The sequence below is a fragment of the Microbacterium sp. NPDC096154 genome (genome assembly GCF_040302945.1).
Taxonomy (GTDB): domain Bacteria; phylum Actinomycetota; class Actinomycetes; order Actinomycetales; family Microbacteriaceae; genus Microbacterium.
Window position 1 is genome coordinate 344646 of the sequence record NZ_JBEOSM010000003.1, and the last position, 20161, is coordinate 364806.

At 70.8% G+C, this 20161-nt stretch carries 15 protein-coding genes; 9 read left to right on the forward strand and 6 right to left on the reverse strand.

Annotation, left to right across the window (positions count from 1 at the left end; all coding sequences use genetic code 11):
* Nucleotides 1-10 precede the first annotated feature (10 nt).
* On the reverse strand, nucleotides 11-2218 hold the full coding sequence (locus ABTW64_RS06265) for a YfhO family protein (protein WP_350620367.1): 2208 nt from the start codon (nucleotides 2216-2218) through the stop codon (nucleotides 11-13).
* A gap of 64 nt (nucleotides 2219-2282) precedes the next feature.
* Here ABTW64_RS06265 and rfbA point away from each other — a divergent pair, with 64 nt between their 5' ends.
* From rfbA to ABTW64_RS06310, 9 genes are all read left to right on the forward strand, one after another.
* Nucleotides 2283-3152, forward strand: a complete 870-nt coding sequence (gene rfbA / locus ABTW64_RS06270) for a glucose-1-phosphate thymidylyltransferase RfbA (protein ID WP_350620369.1) — start codon at nucleotides 2283-2285, stop codon at nucleotides 3150-3152.
* Complete coding sequence (gene rfbB, locus ABTW64_RS06275; RefSeq protein WP_350620526.1) at nucleotides 3149-4147, forward strand: dTDP-glucose 4,6-dehydratase; 999 nt, start codon at nucleotides 3149-3151, stop codon at nucleotides 4145-4147. The genes rfbA and rfbB overlap by 4 nt, the downstream gene beginning before the upstream one ends.
* 4 nt (nucleotides 4148-4151) lie before the next feature.
* A complete protein-coding gene (gene rfbD / locus ABTW64_RS06280; RefSeq protein WP_350620371.1) occupies nucleotides 4152-5561 on the forward strand; it encodes a dTDP-4-dehydrorhamnose reductase in 1410 nt (469 codons plus the stop codon).
* 193 nt (nucleotides 5562-5754) lie between these two features.
* Complete coding sequence (locus ABTW64_RS06285; RefSeq protein WP_350620373.1) at nucleotides 5755-7743, forward strand: NlpC/P60 family protein; 1989 nt, start codon at nucleotides 5755-5757, stop codon at nucleotides 7741-7743.
* 84 nt (nucleotides 7744-7827) lie between these two features.
* Nucleotides 7828-9129 carry a UDP-glucose dehydrogenase family protein gene (locus tag ABTW64_RS06290; protein ID WP_350620375.1) on the forward strand — a complete coding sequence of 434 codons (1302 nt, stop codon included), beginning with the start codon at nucleotides 7828-7830 and terminating at the stop codon, nucleotides 9127-9129.
* A 131-nt stretch (nucleotides 9130-9260) separates the two neighbouring features.
* Nucleotides 9261-10190: a glycosyltransferase family 2 protein gene (locus tag ABTW64_RS06295; RefSeq protein ID WP_350620377.1), complete on the forward strand. Its 930-nt coding sequence runs from the start codon at nucleotides 9261-9263 to the stop codon at nucleotides 10188-10190.
* Between the two features lie 57 nt (nucleotides 10191-10247).
* Nucleotides 10248-11060: an NAD-dependent epimerase/dehydratase family protein gene (locus ABTW64_RS06300; protein WP_350620379.1), complete on the forward strand. Its 813-nt coding sequence runs from the start codon at nucleotides 10248-10250 to the stop codon at nucleotides 11058-11060.
* The gene (locus ABTW64_RS06305) at nucleotides 11053-11757 is read left to right on the forward strand and encodes an IspD/TarI family cytidylyltransferase (RefSeq protein WP_350620381.1); all 705 of its coding nucleotides are present in this window, start codon (nucleotides 11053-11055) and stop codon (nucleotides 11755-11757) included. The genes ABTW64_RS06300 and ABTW64_RS06305 overlap by 8 nt, the downstream gene beginning before the upstream one ends.
* Nucleotides 11754-13679 (forward strand): glycosyltransferase family 2 protein, encoded by a 1926-nt coding sequence (locus tag ABTW64_RS06310; RefSeq protein ID WP_350620383.1) that lies wholly within the window; start codon nucleotides 11754-11756, stop codon nucleotides 13677-13679. The genes ABTW64_RS06305 and ABTW64_RS06310 overlap by 4 nt, the downstream gene beginning before the upstream one ends.
* 93 nt (nucleotides 13680-13772) lie before the next feature.
* On the opposite strand, the gene ABTW64_RS06315 is transcribed toward ABTW64_RS06310, so the two are convergent.
* The 5 genes from ABTW64_RS06315 to ABTW64_RS06335 all read right to left on the reverse strand — a co-directional run bounded on the left by ABTW64_RS06315 (nucleotide 13773) and on the right by ABTW64_RS06335 (nucleotide 20097).
* Nucleotides 13773-14051, reverse strand: coding sequence for a DUF6752 domain-containing protein (locus tag ABTW64_RS06315; protein ID WP_350620385.1), 279 nt, complete (start codon nucleotides 14049-14051; stop codon nucleotides 13773-13775).
* A complete protein-coding gene (locus tag ABTW64_RS06320) occupies nucleotides 14051-15622 on the reverse strand; it encodes a LicD family protein (protein WP_350620387.1) in 1572 nt (523 codons plus the stop codon). The genes ABTW64_RS06315 and ABTW64_RS06320 overlap by 1 nt, the downstream gene beginning before the upstream one ends.
* 22 nt (nucleotides 15623-15644) lie before the next feature.
* Nucleotides 15645-16400, reverse strand: a complete 756-nt coding sequence (locus tag ABTW64_RS06325; protein WP_350620389.1) for an ABC transporter ATP-binding protein — start codon at nucleotides 16398-16400, stop codon at nucleotides 15645-15647.
* On the reverse strand, nucleotides 16400-17257 hold the full coding sequence (locus tag ABTW64_RS06330) for an ABC transporter permease (protein WP_350620391.1): 858 nt from the start codon (nucleotides 17255-17257) through the stop codon (nucleotides 16400-16402). The genes ABTW64_RS06325 and ABTW64_RS06330 overlap by 1 nt, the downstream gene beginning before the upstream one ends.
* A 125-nt stretch (nucleotides 17258-17382) precedes the next feature.
* Nucleotides 17383-20097: a hypothetical protein gene (locus ABTW64_RS06335; protein ID WP_350620393.1), complete on the reverse strand. Its 2715-nt coding sequence runs from the start codon at nucleotides 20095-20097 to the stop codon at nucleotides 17383-17385.
* Between the last annotated feature and the right edge of the window lie 64 nt (nucleotides 20098-20161).

The window sequence follows — 20161 nt, forward strand, 5'->3', positions numbered from 1 at the left end:
CCGGCGGCGATCACCGACCGGAGTGCCGACGCGCGCGGAGCGTCTCGCGAACCGACGCGACGATCCAGCCGCCCGCGGCGAGCGCCGCCAGCACTGCGGCCGCGATCAGCAGCGGGGTGCCGGGAGGCGCGAACCGCACGGTCACCGTCTCCCCGGCAGCGACGTCCGAGACGTCCGCCGTCAGCAGCCAGCCGCGGATGGGCTCCGCCAGCGCCGCGCCGCCGGTGGCCGTGTAGCCCGGGTAGTCGAGCCGGCTCAGTGCGACGCGGGGGTCGGCGCCGATCGCGTCCACGCGGAATGTCACGCTGGTGTCGTCCTGCGCCTGGACCGTCACGCGCGTCCCGTCGCCCTGCCAGACGACCCCGCCCGCGTCGGGCAGCACCTCGTCTCGCTGCAGCACCCAGGTGTACTCCCCCTGCTCCGCGAGATGCCACCCCTCCGGCGGCTCCGGCGGATCCGGGAACGTGTGCTTCATCGCGACGACCGTGCTGAGCGACATCAGGTCGCTCACGCGCCGGCCGGTCTCGGCGTCGATCGACCAGAGCGTGTCGAGCCCTCCCTCGTCGACGCACGTGCGCAGATGCTCCGTGGTGGTGGCGCACAGGTCGCCGATGAACGCGGTGTACGGCAGCACCGTGTACATGTTCATCACCTCGGTGTCGCTGAGATACCAGAGGTTCTCGCGCAGGCGCTCGTGCCAGCTCGCCGGATCGTCCTGGTCGGCGCCGGTGTCGCCGACGACGACCGCATTGCCGCGCGTCTCCCCGCCGGCAGGCGCCGGAAGCACCGAGCGCATGGTGGCCACGTCGGGCGCTTCGCTGTCGGGCAGCGGCGAACGGGGCATCGACGCCATCTGCGCGGCGGCCGCCACGGCCGTCGCCAGCACGGCGCCCGCCACGGCGAGCGCCGCCCCTCTCGTCGCGGCCCCCGTGCCGCGCCGCAGCGGAAGAGCGGCCCACGGACGCCGCGCGATCCACAGCAGCGCGCCCAGCGCCGCGAGCTGCAAGGCCCCGGCCGCGCCGACGCTCTGCCATGCGCGGGGCGTGTCCACCCAGGCCAGCGCGGCGAGCGCCGCGATCGCACCCGCGCTCCACCAGGCACCGCGGCGGGTGATCCGGCGTGGGAACGCGTACGAGGCTGCGACGGCGAACAGGATGACGACCGCGAGCGCGAGCTCGGGGATGAACCGCAGGGGCCACCGGATGGGCCCCAGGTGGCTCGGTGCCATGACGGCGAGCAGCGCCACGGCCCCCAGCACCAGGAGCGGCAGCACCCGACGCACGGCCGAGCGGCGCATCGGAAGCATGAGCGGGAGCAGGGGCAGCAGCCACGCGATGTAGACGAGCGGCGCCAGGGTGACGTCGCCGTCCCACGAGCGGATGGTGCCGGTCAGCGTCGGCGCCGAGGCGGCCGCCAGGTCGGTGAGGTCGGCGTTCAGGAACCGGAGATTGTCGAAGGGGGCGTCGCCTCGCTCCGACACCGAGGCCGTGAGGATGCCCGGCAGGTAGACGATCACCGTGAGCGCGCCGCCCCAGACGGAGGCCAGCAGCGTCCGCACCGCACGGCGGGCGTCGCGGCGCACGGCGTGACGCACCAGCGACTCGCACAGCACACCCACCAGGGCCATCACGCCGAACACGTAGCCGAACGTGATCAGGAGGTACGACGTCACCAGGTACGGCACGGGAGAGCGGCGCCCCTCGACGGACCTCCGCAGGCCCCACCAGACCCATGGCAGCAGAGCCGTGTTGAACAGTCCGCTGGACCACGAGGCGGCGTCCATGTAGAGGGTGAAGCCCACCTGCGGCAGCAGCACGCCCGCGAGAGCCGCCCAGGGCCGGTGCGCGCCGAACGAGCGCGCCAGCAGGTACGCGCCGACCGCCAGCACGGCGAGGAACGCGATCTTGACGGTCGTCGCGAGCACGACGGGATCGGCGCTGGCGCGCGCCGCGAGCGCGATCAGCCACACCAGCGGGTTCAGCAGCCCCCACTGCCCCTCCGCGAGGTAGTTGCCGGCCTGCCACGCCGAGGGCTCGAGCAGCGACACGTGTCCCCTCAGCAGCATGTCGCCCAGCTGCCACCACTGTCCGAACGAGCCGCGCTCGGTGTCGTCGGTGAAGTAGAACCGCGGCTCGCGGATGACCCGCGCCACCGACAGGACGACCGTCACCGCCGTCGCGACGGCGGGCCAGAGGACGCTCGCGACGCGGGGGCTCACGATCGTCGATGCTAACAACCGCGGGCGTCGGGAGCAGTTCCCCGGCATGTGACACGATGGACGGGTGAAGGGCATCATCCTCGCCGGCGGTTCCGGCACGCGTCTGCACCCGATCACCCTCGGCGTCTCCAAGCAGCTCGTCCCGGTCTACGACAAGCCGATGGTGTACTACCCGCTGTCGACCCTGATGCTGGCGGGGATCCGCGACATCCTGGTGATCACGACGCCGCACGACGCCGAGGCGTTCGAGCGGCTGCTCGGCGACGGGTCGCAGTTCGGCGTGAGCATCACGTTCGCGCAGCAGCCGTCGCCGGACGGGCTGGCGCAGGCCTTCACGATCGGCGCCGACTTCATCGGCGACGACAAGGTCGCGCTCGTGCTCGGCGACAACCTCCTCTACGGCCCCGGTCTGGGCTCGCAGCTCGCCCGGTACACCGACGTCGAGGGCGGCGCGGTGTTCGCGTACTGGGTCGCCGAGCCGTCGGCGTACGGCGTGGTGGAGTTCGACGAGGCCGGCAAGGCGATCTCTCTGGAGGAGAAGCCGGCGCAGCCCAAGAGCAACTACGCGGTGCCGGGGCTGTACTTCTACGACAACGACGTCGTCGAGATCGCCCGCACGCTCAAGCCCTCGGCGCGCGGCGAGTACGAGATCACCGACGTCAACGCCGCCTATCTCGAGCGCGGAGCGCTGAGCGTCGAGGTTCTCCCCCGCGGCACCGCCTGGCTCGACACGGGCACGTTCGACCAGATGACGGACGCGTCCGAGTACGTGCGCACGATCGAGCGCCGCACGGGCCTCAAGATCGGCGCGCCGGAGGAGGTCGCCTGGAGGGCGGGCTTCCTCACGGACGACGAGCTGCGCGAACGGGCCGAGAAGCTGCTCAAGTCCGGCTACGGCCGGTACCTGCTCGACGTGATGGAAAGGGGACGCTGATGCGTCTGCTCGTGACCGGCGGCGCCGGCTTCATCGGATCCAACTTCGTGCACCACGTCGTGGCGCACACCGACCACCTGGTCACGGTGCTCGACAAGCTGACGTACGCCGGCAACCGCGAGTCGCTGGCGGGACTGCCCGACGACCGCGTGACGTTCGTGCAGGGCGACATCGCCGACGCGCAGCTGATCGACTCGCTGCTGCGCGATGTCGACGCGGTCGTGCACTTCGCCGCCGAGTCGCACAACGACAACTCGCTCAACGACCCGCGCCCGTTCCTGGACACGAACATCGTCGGCACCTACACGCTGCTGGAGGCTGCCCGCCGCCACGATGTGCGCTTCCACCACATCTCGACCGATGAGGTCTACGGCGATCTCGAGCTCGACGACCCGCAGCGGTTCACGGAGTCCACGCCGTACAACCCGTCGTCCCCGTACTCGTCGACGAAGGCCGGTTCCGACCTGCTCGTGCGCGCGTGGGTGCGCTCGTTCGGGGTGCGCGCCACGATCTCGAACTGCTCCAACAACTACGGGCCGTTCCAGCACGTCGAGAAGTTCATCCCGCGCCAGATCACCAACGTGATCCGGGGCATCCGGCCCAAGCTGTACGGCACGGGCGAGAACGTGCGCGACTGGATCCACGCCGACGACCACTCTTCGGCCGTGCTCACGATCCTCGAGAAGGGCGAGATCGGGCAGACCTACCTGATCGGCGCCGACGGCGAGCAGAACAACAAGGACGTCGTCGAGCTCATCCTGGAGCTGATGGGTCAGGAGCGCGACGCGTACGACCTCGTGACCGACCGTCCCGGTCACGACCTGCGCTACGCGATCGACTCGACGAAGCTGCGCACCGAGCTCGGCTGGCAGCCGCGCTATCGCGACTTCCGTGCGGGCCTGGCCGCCACGATCGAGTGGTACCGCGACAACGAGGCCTGGTGGGCGCCCGCCAAGGACGCCACCGAGGCGTTCTACGCGTCGAAGGGCCAGTGACCGGATGACCGAACTCGGCAAGCAGCTGCAGGGCGTGCCGACTCCGATCGACGGCATGGTGCTGTTCGATCTGCCGGTGCACGGCGATGCCCGCGGCTGGTTCAAGGAGAACTGGCAGCGCGAGAAGATGACCGCGCTGGGCCTGCCCGACTTCGGCCCGGTGCAGAACAACATCTCCTTCAACGCCGAGGTCGGCGTCACCCGCGGCCTGCACGCCGAGCCCTGGGACAAGTGGGTGTCGGTCGCCACCGGGCGGGTCTTCGGCGCGTGGGTCGATCTGCGCGAGGGTCCGGGCTTCGGCACCGTCTTCACCGCGGAGCTCGACCCGTCGCGGGCGATCTTCGTGCCGCGCGGCGTGGCCAACGGCTTCCAGACGCTCGAGCCGGCGACCGCGTACACCTACCTCGTCAACGACCACTGGTCGCCCGACGCGACGTACTCGTTCGTCAACCTCGCCGACGACACGGTCGCGATCCCGTGGCCCATCCCGCTGGAGAACGCGGAGATCTCCGACAAGGACCGGGCGCACCCGCTCCTCGCACACGCCCTGCCGGTGCTGCCGCGGCGGACGCTGGTGCTGGGCGCGAACGGTCAGCTCGGCCGCGCGCTGCGTGCCCGGCTCGGCGACGCCCCGCACATCGAATACGCCACGCGCGCGGATCTCGATCTCACCTCGCCCGACCTCGGCACCGCACGCCGCTGGCGTGACTACGGCGTGATCGTCAACGCCGCCGCGCACACCGCCGTCGACGCCGCGGAGACCCCCGAGGGCCGCGCCGCCGCGTGGGCGGCGAACGTCACGGGCGTCGCGGCGCTCGCGCGCGTGGCCGCCGCGCACGGCGTGACCCTCGTGCACGTCTCGAGCGACTACGTCTTCGACGGCTCGTCCGAGCGCCCCTACCGGGAGGACGACCCGGTCGCACCGCTCGGCGTGTACGGGCAGACCAAGGCCGCCGGCGACGCGATCGTGGCCTCCACGCCCCGCCACTACATCGTGCGCACCTCCTGGGTGATCGGCGACGGCTCCAACTTCGTCGACACCATGGCCTCGCTGGCCACGCGCGGGGTCGACCCGCGCGTGGTCGACGATCAGGTGGGGCGTCTCACCTTCACGGACGACCTCGCCCGCGGCATCGCCCACCTGCTCGACACGCGCGCGCCATACGGCACCTACAACCTCACCGGAGCGGGCGAGCCGCGCTCGTGGGCCGAGATCGCCCGCCGGGTGTTCGAGCTCACCGGGCACGATCCCGCGCGCGTCACGCCGGTCAGCACGGCCGAGTACTTCGCGGGGGCCGACGCGCCGGTCGCGCCCCGGCCCCGCCGCAGCGTGCTCGACCTCTCGAAGATCGAGCAGACCGGCTTCACGCCGCACGACGCCGACACGGCGCTCGCGCACCACATCGCGCACTGATCCGCGAGGCCCCGCGACAGGCCCGCTCCGCCGACCTACCATCGACAGAGAGGGCACCGCTCCCCATGGGCGCAGATGCCTGCGCCTGTTGCACTGGGACGGTGGCATAGCGGCGCCGATCCCCCCGGCGCCCACGATCGAAAGCGAGCACATGCGGACACATCGACGTGGAAGAGGCGGCGCCTGGCTCGCCGTGGCGACGACGGCCCTGCTGCTCGGAGGTCTGGCAGCCCCCGCATCGGCGGCCGAGCTGATCGCCGGGTCCGGCATCCCCACTCCCGAGCCCTCGGCCGTCTCCGACACGACGGTTCCGGTCGACGCTCCCCCCGCGTCGCCCGACCCGACCCCGAGCGCCACAGCCGAGCCGGTCCCGGTCCCCGAGTCGCCGGCCGCCCCACCGCCGAGCGCCGATCCGGAGCCGACGCCCAGCGCGACCGCCACACCGGAGCCCGACGCCCCGCCCGCCCCGGCGCCGAGCGAGACCGCGCCTGCCAAGGCCCCCGCCACACGCGCCGCGCCCGAGGCCGCCGAGCCCCGCATCGTGTACGAGGCGCACCTCCAGGGACAGGGCTGGCAGGGCGTCAAGCAGGCGGGCGAGGAGGCCGGCACCGCGACGACGGCCCGCCTGGAGGCGCTCCGGATGCGCCTGGAGGGCGCCCCGGCCGGATCGACCATCACGTACCAGACCGCGGTGCGCACGCTCGGATGGACATCGGTTGTCGCCGACTGGGCCACGTCGGGCACGACCGGCCGCTCGCTGCCGGTCGAGGCCACGCGCATCCTGCTTCGCGGTCCGATCGCGCAGACCCACGACATCTGGTACCGGATGTACGTCACCGACAAGGGCTGGATGGGCTGGGTCAAGGGCAACGGCAAGTCGGGCACCGTCAACTCCAACCTGTACGCGACCTCGTTCCAGGCTCTCCTGCTGCCCAAGGGCGCGGAGGCGCCCGGCAGCACGACCCTCGGATTCGCCCAGCCGGTCATCCATTACCGCGCGCACGTGCAGCGCGTCGGCTGGCAGAGCGCCGTGGCCAACGGCGGCGTCGCCGGCACGACCGGGCGCTCACTGCGGGTCGAGGGCCTCTCGTCGTCGGTCTCGGGTGCGCCCTTCGCGGGCTCGGTGCAGTACACCGCGCACGTGCAGCGCGTCGGCTGGCAGAGCTGGTACAACGCCGGCACGAACGCCGGCACCACGGGCAAGTCGCTGCGCGTCGAGGCGCTGAAGTTCCGCCTGACCGGGGATCTCGCCGCGCGGTTCGACGTGTACTACCGCGCACACGTGCAGAGCCACGGGTGGCTCGCGTGGACCAAGAACGGCGAGCCGGCAGGATCGGCCGGGCGCTCCTTGCGCGTGGAGGCGTATCAGGTTCTGCTGCGTCCCAAGGGCGTCGCCGGGCCGGCCACCGGCACCGCCTACCTGCCGCCGCCGAAGTACCAGACGCCGGGATCCTTCGCGAAGATCTCGTGGACGGGCATTCCCGCTCCTGCGGGAGCCGGCTTCACGCTCGGCGCCGGCCGGGAGGGCGCGAAGGTCAAGGTGCTCGCCGACCGCTTCGGACAGGCGCGTCCGACCCAGTGGGTCGACGACGCCTTCATGGCGAGCGTGCGCAGCTGGCAGGGCTCGCACGGGCTGCCGAAGACCGGCGTCGTCGACAAGCGGACGTGGACCTCGATGGGGCTGTCCGCCAGCTCGTGGACCGCGCTGGACAGCTACCGCTATCCGCTCAAGGCGAAGGCCACCATGACGCGCTCGCAGCTGATCGAGGCGATGATCGCGACCGCGCTCGACTACCGCGGCTCCCGTTACGTCTGGGGCGGGGCGAACGACCCCGGCTTCGGAGCCGACTGCGTCGGCATGGTGATGCAGGCGCTGTACTCCGTCGGGCTCAACCCCACGCCGAGCACGACCGTCACGCACACCACGCCCGGCAACACCACCCCGCGCGAGATCTACAAGAACCCCAAGTTCAAGCACGTGCCGTACTCGCAGCGCCAGCGCGGTGACCTGATCTTCCAGGCCAACAACCCGCGCGACCCGAACACCGTGCGGCACGTGCAGATGTATCTGGGCAACGGCCAGGTCATGGAGATCGTGCACATCGGCGGTGTCGCGCGCGCGGAGAACATCACGTACCCGGCCAGCATGAACATGCCGACCGTGGTGCGTCCGCTCCCCTGAGAGAACCGTCCGGGAACCCCGCTCGTCCGTGCAAGGATGGGCGGGGTTCCCGCCTGCAGGGCGGAGGAGAGGAGTCCGGTCAGGATGAAGCTGAGCGTCTTCGGGTGCGGGTACCTCGGAGCGGTCCACGCCGCGGCGATGGCGTCGCTGGGGCATGAGGTCGTCGGCATCGACCCCGACGCGACGAAGATCGCGAAGCTGTCGGCCGGACAGACGCCGTTCTTCGAGCCCGGGCTGCCGGAGATCCTCGCCTCCAGCCTCGGGTCCGGACGCCTGACCTTCACCACCGACCCGGCGGCCGCGGCGGGCGCCGACGTGCACTTCATCGGCGTGGGCACCCCGCAGCGCAGAGACGGCGCCGGTGCGGACATGACCTATGTCAACCAGGCCGTCGCCGACCTGCTGCCGCACCTGCGGCCCGGCGCGCTGGTCGTCGGCAAGTCGACCGTGCCCGTGGGCACCGCCGCGCGGCTCGCCGCGACGGTCGCCCCCACCGGAGCCCGGCTCGCGTGGAACCCCGAGTTCCTGCGCGAGGGCTTCGCGATCAAGGACACGATCGAGCCCGACCGCCTGGTCTACGGCGTCGCCCCCGACACCAAGGACGAGGACACCGCGATCCTCGACGCCGTCTACGCCGCGGCGATCGGCGCGGGCACGCCCCGCATCGTCACGGACTACGCCACCGCGGAGCTCGTCAAGGTGGCCGCCAACTCCTTCCTGGCCACCAAGATCAGCTTCATCAACGCGATGGCCGAGATCGCGGAGGTCACCGGTGCCGACGTCACCCAGCTCGCCGACGCCATCGGACACGATGCGCGCATCGGTCGCCGCTTCCTCAACGCCGGGGTGGGGTTCGGCGGCGGCTGCCTGCCGAAGGACATCCGCGCCTTCACGGCGCGAGCCGAGGAGCTCGGCCGGGGCGAGTCGGTCGCGTTCCTGAAGCAGGTCGACGAGATCAACCTGCGCCGTCGCCAGCACGTGGTCGACCTGGTGGTCAGCTCGTTCGGCGGTCAGGTGTTCGGCCACCGCGTCGCGGTGCTGGGGCTCGCCTTCAAGCCCGACTCGGACGACATCCGCGACTCCCCCGCCCTCGACGTCGCCGTGCGTCTGAAGGGCCTCGGCGCCGAGGTGATCTCGCACGACCCCGAGGCGATGGACAACGCCCGCCGCATGCACCCGCAGCTGGCCTACGCCGACACCGTCGACGCGGCGCTCGACGGGGCCGAGGCCGTGGTCGTCGTCACCGAGTGGAAGCAGTACCGCCAGCTCGACCCGCGGGAGACGGCGGCGAAGGTGGCGCGCCCGGTGATCTTCGACGGCCGCAACGTGCTCGACCCGGCGGCCTGGCGCGCGGAGGGCTGGACCTACACGGGCATGGGCCGCTGACGGCTCCCCCGGTGCGGCTCGCTTGGGAGACCACCCGCTTCGGTGAACATTCGCTGACGAGCGGTTGACGGCTTGGCGCAGGAGCCCGATTCGGCCGCGTGGGCTGAGCACCCGGTGGAACGATGGAGGGCATGTCCGATGCCCGCGTCGCGATCGTCGTCCGCACCCAGGACCGCCCCGCGTTCCTCTCTCGCGCGCTGCGCAGCATCCTGCGCCAGACGTTCGAGGCGTGGGAGTGCGTGATCGTCAACGACGGCGGCGATGCCGATGCCGTCGCCGCCGTGCTCGACGCGCTGCCCGAGGACGGGCGCGACCGCTTCCGCGTGGTGTCGGCCGACGCCCCCCGCGGGCGGTGGGTCAGCGCCAACACGGGCGTGCTGGCGACCTCGGCGCCGCTCCTCGTGCTGCACGACGACGACGACACATGGCACCCGGAGTTCCTGCGCCGCGCCGTCGCCCACCTGGACGCCGATCCGCGCCGGGACGCCGCGCTGTCGCGCATCGAGATCGTGTGGGAGGAGAAGCGGGACGGCGAGTACGTGCCGGTGCGCCGCGAGGTGTTCCAGCCGGAGCTGGGCGACGCGCTGCTCAGCGACGCCCTGCTGTTCAACCGCTTCGTTCCGATCGGGTTCGTCTATCGGCGGACACTGCACGAGGAGCTCGGGCTGTACGACGCCGAGCTTCCGGTCGTCGGCGACTGGGCGTTCAACCTGCGCGTGCTCGCGCGCGGCCCGATCCCTTACTTCGCGGAGGAGCCCTACGCCTATTGGCATCAGCGTGCGGACGGCACCGGCGCCGACGGCAACAGCGTGATCAGCGCGCGCGACGCGCATGCCCGCACCGACGCGCTGGTACGAGACCGTGCACTGCGCGAGTACGTCGACGAGCACGGCATGGGGCTCGTGCTCTATCTGACGAAGTTCATCGACCGCCGCTTCGTCGAGGTCGAAGCCGGCATCCGCCGCGAGATCGCGGCGACCCGCGACGAGATCGCGCGCGGAGGGCTGGCGCGGCGCGGACTGCGGCGCCTGCGGCGCACGCTTCTGACGCGTCGCGCGTGATGATCGGCACCCACGTCGTTGCAGGGCCCGCACAGTCGGCTCTGAGATGATGAATGGATGGTGAACTCACCGAAGACCGCTCTCATCGGATACACGGGCTTCGTGGGCTCGAACATCCTCGACGCCCATCCGTTCGACGACCTGTACAACAGCTCGAACATCGCCGACATCGAGGGCCGCGAATACGACCTCGTGGTGTCGGCGGGAAACCGTGCCGATTCGTTCCGCATCAACTCGCACGGCGAGGAGGACCGGGCCGAGATCGACCAGCTCGTGGACCGCATCCTGTCGGCCCGCATCCGCAAGCTGGTGCTGATCTCCACCGTCTGCGTGTATCCGGGCGAGACCACGCCCGACGAGTCCACGCCCCTGTCGGAGGACGGGCTGACCCCGTACGGCGCCAATCGGCTGCACCAGGAGCGCCGCCTGGCCGGCGCGATCGACACGACGATCATCCGTCTGCCCCAGCTGTACGGCGCGCGACTGAAGAAGGGCGTCGTGTACGACCTCGCCAACGATTACCGGGTGGAGCACATCCGGCCCCAGACACGGTTCCAGCACTATGACGTGCGTCGCCTGTGGAGCGACATCGGAATCGCGCTGGACAACGGGCTCGACGCGCTCAACATCGCCACGCCCCCCATCACGAACGCCGATCTCGCGGCGGAGGTCTTCGGGCGCGACATCCGCGACCAGGTTCCCGCCGAGCCCGAGTCGCCGTTCGCTCAGATGTACACGCGCGACATGCGCACACGACACGCGGCGCTGTTCGACGCGCCGGGACCGTACCTGCACGACCTGCAGCACGAGCTGGCGGGGCTGCGAGCCTTCGCGGCGTCGCTGCGCGAGGAAGGAGACGCCCGTGCGTGACGGACATCGCATCTCCGCCATCGTGACCTGCGCGGGCAAGGGCACCCGCTTCGGCAGCAACAAGCTGCTCGTCGAGCTGGACGGCGTGACCGTGCTCGAGCGCACGGTGCGCGCGATGTGCGTGCCGGCGATCGACGAGGTGATCGTGACGATCAGCCCCGAGAACGAAGAGGTGTACCGGCGCATCCTGATCGACGAGGCCCAGCTGCCGGTCACCCTCGTGCACGGCGGCGCGGAGCGCCACATCAGCGCCACCAACGGCCTCGCGGCCACCACCGGCGACATCGTCGTGACGCACGACGGCGTGCGCCCGTTCGTGACCGAGCAGCGCATCCTGGAGGTGATCGACGCGGCGATCGCCCATGGCGCGGCGATGCTCGGCACCCCCTCGACCGTGCAGGTGAAGCTCGTGACCGACGACGGGTTCATCGAGGGTTCCCTCGATCGCCAGCACTCCTGGCTGGGTCAGACGCCGCAGGGCTTCCACCGCCCGCTGCTCGAGGAGGCCTACCGCCGAGCCGCCGAGGACGCGTATCAGCGCGTGAGCGACGACGCGGATCTCGTGCACGAGTACACCGGCACCCCCGCGCGCATCCTGCAGGGCGATCCCGAGAACATCAAGATCACCACCCCGCAGGACCTCGGGACGGCCCAGCTGATCGTCGAGGCCCGCATCGCGCGCGAGGAGGACGTGTGACCGCCGCCCCCGACACCCTCAAGGCCAGCGTCGTCGTCGCGACCTACCGCTCCGGCAAGGGCCTCGACCGCCTCATGCGGTCGCTCGACGCGCAGACGCTCCCGCGCGACGAGTGGGAGGTCATCTTCGTCGACGACGGCTCGCCCGACGACACGCACGCGCGGCTGCTGAAGCTCGCCGAGACGCGCCCGCACATGCGCGTCGAGCGCATCGAGAACTCGGGATGGCCCTGCCGCCCCCGCAACATCGGCACGGACCTCGCGCGGGGCGAGTACGTGGTCTACATGGATCACGACGACGAGCTCTACCCCGACGCGCTGCGCGCGGGCTACGAGTTCGCCAAGGCCGCGGGCGCCGACGCGCTCAACGGCAAGGAGGCGCGCACGCACACCCCCGCGTGGGCGATCGACACGTACCGCGCCGACGCGCCGCAGGTGCTCGACGACGCCACGCAGTTCGCGCTCTCCCCCACCAACCCGCACAAGATGTATCGGCGGGCGCTGCTCGTCGAGCACGGCATCCGGTTCCGCGAGGGCGGCCGCGTGCTGTGGGAGGACATCTTCTTCAACGTGCTGGTCGCCAAGCACGCGAAGGTCGTGGCCACGCTCACGAGCGTGCCGTTCTACCACTGGTTCGCGACCACCGGCAGCGGGTCGACCACGTTCGTGCGCTCATCGCGCGAGTGGTGGTACTGGCTCGAGGAGGTGCTCGAGGCGATCACGACGGACCTCGCCGACGACCGGCTCGAAGCGCAGCGCCTGCGGCTGCTGGAGCACCAGTACCGGTCGCGCGTCATGGACGCGTTCAACAACCTCTACGCCGGGCGCCCGGCGTCCGAGAAGAAGCTCATCTTCGAGAGCGCGCAGGAGCTCCAGCAGCGCTACCTGCCGGAGTCGCTCGACGGCTGCCTGAACCGCACGCTGCGCATGCGCGCGCAGCTGCTGCGGCGCGGCTACCGGCACCTCCTCGAGCGCCTCACGGTGGATGATCCGAACATCCCGGGCGAGACCACCGCCCGAGCGATGCGCTGGGAGGACGGCGTGCTCGTTCTCGAGCTCGACGGGCGCTGGGTCGACAGCACCGGCCGCCGGCACCGGGTGCGCGCCCAGGGCGATCGCGTGGTCAAGGCGCTGCCGCCGCAGTACGACGGCGAGTTCGACCCCGAGCTGCTGGACGTCACGGACGACCTCACGGGCGCGACCGTGGAGGCCGGCATCCGCGACAAGAAGACGCGCATCACCTGGATGGTGCCCACCGAAAGCGAGTCATGGCTGCGCACCGGCGGCGCGAGCGTCGACTTCGGCGTGCGTGCCACGGCGCGCATCGACCCGCGAACGGCCGCGTTCGGCGCGCCGCTGGCCCGCCGCACGTGGGAGGTCAGCGGGCGCACGACGCTGGCCGGCACGGTGCAGCAGCGGATGACCCGCAGCCGCCTCACGCCCGCCATCCACATCGATCAGGATGGCGTCGTCGCGGCATTCGCCCGGCCGAACGACCTGCTCGTCATCGACTTCGACCAATCGGAGCGCCCTCTGACCGACCTGGTGCGCCCCGCCGGACCGGCGGTGCACCGCCACGGGCGCCTCGAGATCGAGGTGACGGGCCTGCCCACGCATCAGGACGGGGCGTTCGACACGACCGTCTGGCTCAACGTCAGCCCTGTGGGATGGCGCGCGGTGCGTGCCGTGCGCCGCGCTGCGGACCGCGTGCTCCGTCGCCGCGCCGAGCGCTCGGCGTGGAAGAAGGTGCCCGCTACCATCCGCATCTCGCAGGGCCGGGCTCAGCTCGAGGTCGCTGCGTCGACCGACCGGGCGCTCATCCGCCTCGCCGCGCTCGTGCCCGGGGCCCCCGGCACCTACACGGTCGGCGATGGCCGGGTCGTGCCCCGCACGGGACGGCTCCAGCACCTGATCGGGCACTGAGCCGGCAGCGGGCCCTCAGCCGAATCGGGCACCCTCCGAAAGAGAAGGCGGCGCGCTCCCTCCAGGAGCGCGCCGCCTTCTCACGTGCGAGCGTCAGTCGGCCTGCGTCGTCGTGGGCCGGTCGTCGGCGCCGCGCAGCGGGTTGTCGTCGCGCAGGCGGTCGAAGATCAGGTCGTACAGCTCCGCGACGCGACGATTGTCCTGACGCATCTCGTGGATCTGCCGGCTCAGCTGGTCGATCTCGGCGCGCAGCTGCTGGGCCTCGGCGCTCTCGATGCGACCCCCGGTCAGCGTGGCGGTGTTGAGCGCCTCGAGCTTGCCGTAGGCCGTCGGGGCGATCTTGCGCGCCAGCCGGCGCAGAAGCTCTCTCATCAGTTCTCTTCTTCCTCTCGCTGTGCGCGCGCCGCGGTGGCGGCCGCCAGACTGCCCGGGCGTCGGCGCAGCCGCACCGTCGCGGTGGGCCGCCGTCGACCGTTGTCGCGCCGCATCCCGCGGGCCACCACCTCGAGGTCGAGATGGCGCTCCGCGGTCTCGCGCCGCAGCCAGTCGACCGGCAGGTGCCACGTCGACGGCTTGCCGTGCTCGTAGAACGGGCTCAGCTCGGTGTCGTCGATCAGCTCGGCGAACCCGCGGCCGCGCAGCACCAGCTCGAAGAACCGGTACAGCCCGCCGCGATTCACCTTCGTCAGCGACTGCACCGAGTGGTGTGCGAACACGTACCACTCCTCGCCCGTCGCCAGCATCCGTGCCCCGAGCTCATACAGCGCCGCGCGGTCATTGATGTTCACGCGGTGGAAGTCGACCAGCCCGTCGACGTCGTGCGCGCGGGCGAGCCTGAGCGCTTCGAGGCTGTAGTCGACACCCGTGACGCGCCGGCCCGTGCGCGCGATCTCCACAGCCCACCGGCCGTCGCCGCACCCGAGGTCGAGCACGCGCGCGCCCTCCGGCACATCGCGCAGGAAGCGCTCGATCGCCGCGGTGGCGTCGGCGAAGCCCTCCGAGCGCTCCTGCTCGATGTAGCTCTTGTCCCAGTAGACCCGGCCACGGTTGTACACGCCGAACCACGATTCGAAGCGCCACCGCGTCGCTCGGGGCGTGATGAACTTGAACGTGGGGTCCGGCACCATCCAGCGCGGGCCGTACGCGTATTCGAGCCACGCCTCGGGGTTGGCAGGCTCCGGGAGCTCCACGCCCTCGACGAGGCGGGGCCGGGTCGGCAGCAGGTCTTCGGGGCTGACCTCGGGCCCCTTGAGGGCGAACGGCTGGCAGTACTCGCCATCGCGGAAGAAGCCCGTGAAGATGTCCACGTAGTAGTCGGGAGCGCCCTCGTCCGAGAAGAAGGTGATCTCGAGGTGCGCCAGGCTGTGCCGGATCACCGTGTAGCCGTGGGCGCGCAGCAGGCGCTCCATCCGGTAGCTCGTCAGACCGATGTCGGCGGGGTTGTCCTCGCGGCACAGGAACGCCAGGTCGACGTCGTCGTCGTGCGGCATCATGCCGCCGTCACGGATCACACCGAGCAGCGTGCCGCCGACGATGTACACCGGGTAGTCGGCGCCCTCCAGCAGCTCCACGAGCTTCTTCGAGCTGTCGAGCAGCCGCCCGCGCATGTCGTCCTCGCGCCCCTCGAGCACGGGCCCCAGGCGATCCCACTTGGTCATCGCGAGCCACCGCCCCCGCGCGTCGACCACCTCGATGCGCGTGCCCGCCGTGCCGAACTGGACGTCGGCCGACGAGATCTCGCGCCCCGTCGCCGAGTCGTGCACGCTCAGCCGGGTGCGGCCGTCGAGCCACGGACGCAGGGCCTTCGGCCACCGCAACGAGATCACGCCGTCCTCGGCGTACGGGATGGTCACCGACCAGACGCGGTGGCCGTCGAAGCGCACGTCGGCCGTGATCGCGTCACGGATCGCGTAGGGGTCGAGCTCGATCGACTCTTCGGTCACTCGCATTCGTCGGCGCCCGTCCTCACTTGGCCTGCAGCAGCTCTACGGCGTCCGCGACCGGCCCGTCGAAGACGATCTTGCCCTTCTTGATGACGATGCCCCGCGTGCACAGCTCCTTCACCATGTTGGCGCTGTGGCTGACCACGAGCATCGTCACTCCCCGCTCGGTGAGCTCCTTGATCTTCGCCGAGCACTTCGCGCGGAACGGCGCGTCGCCCACCGAGAGCACCTCGTCGACGAGGAGCACGTCGAGCTCGACGTGGATGGCGACCGAGAACGCCAGGCGCATGAACATGCCCGACGAGTAGTGCTTGACCTCCTGGTCGATGTGCTCGCCGATCTCGGAGAACGCGACGATCTCGTCGAAGCGCTCGTCGATCTCCTTCTTCGACATGCCCAGGATGGCGGCGTTCAGGTAGACGTTCTCGCGCCCCGACAGATCGGGGTGGAATCCCGCGCCGACCTCGATCAGCCCCGCGACGCGGCCTCGCGTGAAGACGCGTCCCTCGTCCGGCTCGAGCACGCCCGAGACGAGCTTGAGCGTGGTCGACTTGCCCGAGCCGTTCAGGCCCATGATCGCCACGGACTCGCCCTCGCCCACCTGGAACGAGATGCCGTCGAGCGCCGTGAACATGTCGGCGCGCACCTTCTTGCCCTTGATCCAGGACACGAAGGCCTCCTTGAAGGAGTGCGTGTTGCGCTTGAGGAACCGCTTCGAGACGCCGTCGATGATGATGCTCGGCTTCTGAGCGGTTTGCTGAATGAGAGTGTCGGCCATCACAGATCCTGAGCGAAGGTGCGTTCGAAGCGGCGGAAGACCGTCTGCCCCACGATGAGCAGCACGAGGCAGAACGCGAGGGCCACGAGCAGCGCCGTGCCGAAGTGCGGGATCATCGAGCTGCCGTGCGCGAGAGACGTGGTGGGCTCCCAGAACCCGGCGTGGAACAGCTCGACGGCGATCGTGAGGGGATTCGCGGAGTAGGCGAAGAAGGCCCAGTCAGGCATCGCGTCCTTGACGAGCATCCAGGTGTAGAGCACGGGCGACGTCCAGGTCGAGAACATGCGGATGAGCTCGACGAAGTTCTGCGCGTCGCGGAAGCGCACGTTGAGCCCGGCGAAGAACAGCCCCAGGCCCAGCGCGAAGAACATCACGAGCAGGAAGGCGCCGAGCACTCCGGCCAGCGCGAGCAGAGACGGCGCCCAGCCCAGCAGGATGCACACCAGCAGCAGGATCGCGAGCTGCGGCAGGAAGTGGATGAAGGCACCGACGATCGCGGCGACGGGGAACAGCTCGCGCGGCAGGTAAATCTTGCGCACGAGCGCGCGGTTGTCGGTGATCGAGCTGGTCGCGTTTCCGAAGGCCTCGTTGAAGAGGTTCACGATCACGACGCCCGAGAACAGGTAGACCGCGAAGTTCTCCACGTCGCGGTGGAACTGCAGGATGACGCCCATCACGAAGTAGTAGATGACGAACTGCATGCCGGGCTTGACATACGACCAGACCCAGCCGAGCACCGAGTTGCGGTAGCGCGTCGCGGTGCCCTTCCGGATCAGCACCGACAGCAGATAGCGCCACCGGAATACGTCGAGGATGCCGTTGCCGCGGCCGGGGACGTCATACTCTGACAGATCCACGGGAGAGCCAAGTGACAAGATTCTGCCTCACTGAACGGTCGGGTGATGGGGCGTGGGCCCCGCAGAAGTCTAGTCGAGCCGCTTCTGCGAGCCTGGGAGCGGGCCTCGCGAGCGCGTCGAGCGCATCACGCCCGGTACGGGGCTCCCATCCGCAGCTGCCCCAGACCGGCCGGGGTGATCTTGACGATCGTCGGAGTGCGGCCGCCGCCGAGCTGTGCGAGCTGCGTCGGGTTGGCCACGTGCCGCAGAACTCCCCCGGTGAGGTGGTAGACCTCCGGACGGCCGTTCACCTGCACGAAGACGTCCTTCTGGATCTTCGCGCCGTCGAGCCGCAGGGCCGCGCAGTTCGCGGCGCCGAGCGCCACGGATCGGAACCCGCTCGGCACGCCGCCCGTGAGCTCGTGCAGCCGGCCGCCGCCGGCGAAGTAGTTCCGGCCGCCGCACGACGCCACCCACCCGAGCGATCCGACGCGGGCCCACGAGCCCACCTCGGACGCGGCGGCGCGCACGCCCACGCTGCCGGGCAGCCCGTACTCGGCCGCCATGGACCAGTGGGGAAGGTGCAGGAGGCCGCGGCTCTCCTGAAGGGGCAGGTACACCTCGGGGCCACCCGCCGTCAGGAACTGGCCAGGCACCACGGGGTGGTACGGCTGCCCCATGCGGAACTGCGCGAGGGTCTGCGGCTGCACGGTCAGGATGAGCGGCTTCGCGCCGCCGCCGAACTGCACCAGCTGCGCGGGCGAGCGCACGTGGCGCAGCGCGCCGCTTTCGGCGCGGTACACCGCGGAGGCGCCGGCGGCCTTCAGGAAGATGCCCTTCGTCATCGACGCCCCCGACAGGTCGAGCGTGCCGCAGGTCGCGCCGTCGAGGCCCGTCGCCGGCAGCCCCCCGGTGCCGACCGCGCTCGCGTGCAGCGTGCCGCCCGCGCCGACGTACGACCGCCCCGCGCACGTCACCATCGGACTGAGCGTGCCCTGCTTGACGTAGCCGCTCAGGTCGGCGCTGCGGGTCCGCGACGTCACGGTTCGCGGCATTCCGAGATCGGCGGCCACCTGCCAGCTGGGGAGGTGGAACAGCACGCCGCTGGGCGTCGCGAGCCACACCTCGGGCTGCCCTTCGACGAGCAGGAACTCGCCGGGTGCGAACCGGTTGCGGGTGCTGCGCTGGTAGGTCGCGGCAGCCGCATCCGGCATCGTCGCGGCGTAGGCGGTCTTGCCGGCGTTGTACGCGCGGATCGCGGCGTCGTCGAACATCGGCACGAGCGTGCTGCCCTCGATGCGGTGCACGCGTGTGCTGCCGGCGACCCGTGCGAACGCGCTCATCTCAGCGCCAGCGGCGAAGCGCGTGAACTCCCGGGGCTCCAGCTGCACGAGCCCCGCGCCGCAGCTGCCGCCCCACTGCCCCACGAGGCCGCATGACGGGAAGCGATGGGTCTGCCCGCCGTCCAGGAAGGCCACGACGCCGGTCGACGTGTTGCGCACGTAGCGGTCGGCCCGGCCCGAGGCGGTGTACGTGCCGAGCTGGGCGCTGGTGACCACGGTCGGCGCGCCGAAGACCCGCTTGTACTCGGGATACGCCTCGGGCGTGAGGTGGTAGCGGCGCGAGCCGGTGACGATCCAGACCTCGCTGCCCAGCTTCACCAGCGGCTGGGTGACCGCGGCCGTGCCGCCGCCCGTGGAGCCGAACCACGTCTGGAAGTAGAGGAAGAAGTTGCGGTTGCCGTACGCCGAGCAGGAGTCGCCGGTCCCGAAGCCGGCCGCGAGCGCCGCTGCGTTCGGCTGGTAGGGCGTGTACGTGTAGAGGTTGGCCGTGGCCTGGTTCTGCACGTAGACGCCCGACGAGCCGCAGGAGCTCTTCGGGTTGTACAGGATGCTGCGCGTGCCCCCCGGCGCGTAGCGGGTGAAGTAGCCGCTCTTCGCGTAGATGTTCATCTGCCGGGCAGCGCCGAAGACCTGGTTGAAGAACCCGTAGTAGGTCTTGTCGCAGTCGGCGGTGTCGGGGCAGCCCATGCCCATCGCGATCGTGAAGCGCCACTCGCTCGGCCACGTGTGGGTCACGAGCCCCTGCTCCTTCTGGAGCATCACGAGCAGGACCTGCGGATTGACGCCGCAGGCCTGGGCGACCTTGTAGATGATGCGCGCGGCGCTCTCGCGCGTGCCCCCGGTGTACGTGGCGCAATAGGCGTCGCCGGCGCGCGTGGGCGTGGTCTCGACGTAGTTCTCGAGACAGGTGTAGCCGCTCTGGCACTTCGCGACCTTGCCGTCGATGAAGCTCGCGATCTGCGCCTGTGTCATCGTCGAGCGGTTGCTGAACACGGCGTTGCTGATGATGTTCCCGGGCGCGAAGCCCGCGACGGCGGCCGCCGACACGATCGACTCGCGGGGGCGCACCAGCTCGAACGGCGAGCCCGCGACGCCGTCGCCCGTGCCGGAGGAGGCGCCGGACGCGGGATAGGGCACGTTGCCGGGGTCGGCGACATCGGGCGTGACATCGCCCGCGGCGTCCTCCTCCTGCACCGGCGTGCTGTCCACGACCACCGACAGGTCCTCGCGCTCGATGGTCGCGACCGGAGGCGTTGCATACTCCGTGTCGGGGCTGGGCTCCTGCTGCGCGGCCGCGTCCTGAACCGGCGCGGGCTCCGGCGTCGACTCCGCGGAGGTCGGCGTGGGCGTGGGGGTCGGCGCGACCGCGGCCGCGGCCGCTTCGGGAGTCATGGCCTGCGCCGGCAGCGCGCCGGCGACCAGCGCCACGCTCGCAGCGAGCGTCAGGGCGATACGCCCGGCACGCCGAGCAGCACGGCGAACGGGCGCCGTCGACGGGATCCGGGACAAGGCACGCATGTGAACAGTGTGACAGATGTGAATTGCCACGGCACAGGGACCACCGCTCGCCGGGATCCCCGCG

Bases quoted from the DNA above. Each gene is read 5' to 3' on its own strand.
- rfbD (WP_350620371.1), top strand. From the start codon at position 4,152: ATGACCGAACTCGGCAAGCAGCTGCAGGGCGTGCCGACTCCGATCGAC.
- ABTW64_RS06290 (WP_350620375.1), top strand. From the start codon at position 7,828: ATGAAGCTGAGCGTCTTCGGGTGCGGGTACCTCGGAGCGGTCCACGCC.
- ABTW64_RS06295 (WP_350620377.1), top strand. From the start codon at position 9,261: ATGTCCGATGCCCGCGTCGCGATCGTCGTCCGCACCCAGGACCGCCCC.
- ABTW64_RS06300 (WP_350620379.1), top strand. From the start codon at position 10,248: ATGGTGAACTCACCGAAGACCGCTCTCATCGGATACACGGGCTTCGTG.
- ABTW64_RS06315 (WP_350620385.1), bottom strand. From the start codon at position 14,051: ATGAGAGAGCTTCTGCGCCGGCTGGCGCGCAAGATCGCCCCGACGGCC.
- ABTW64_RS06325 (WP_350620389.1), bottom strand. From the start codon at position 16,400: ATGGCCGACACTCTCATTCAGCAAACCGCTCAGAAGCCGAGCATCATC.
- ABTW64_RS06335 (WP_350620393.1), bottom strand. From the start codon at position 20,097: ATGCGTGCCTTGTCCCGGATCCCGTCGACGGCGCCCGTTCGCCGTGCT.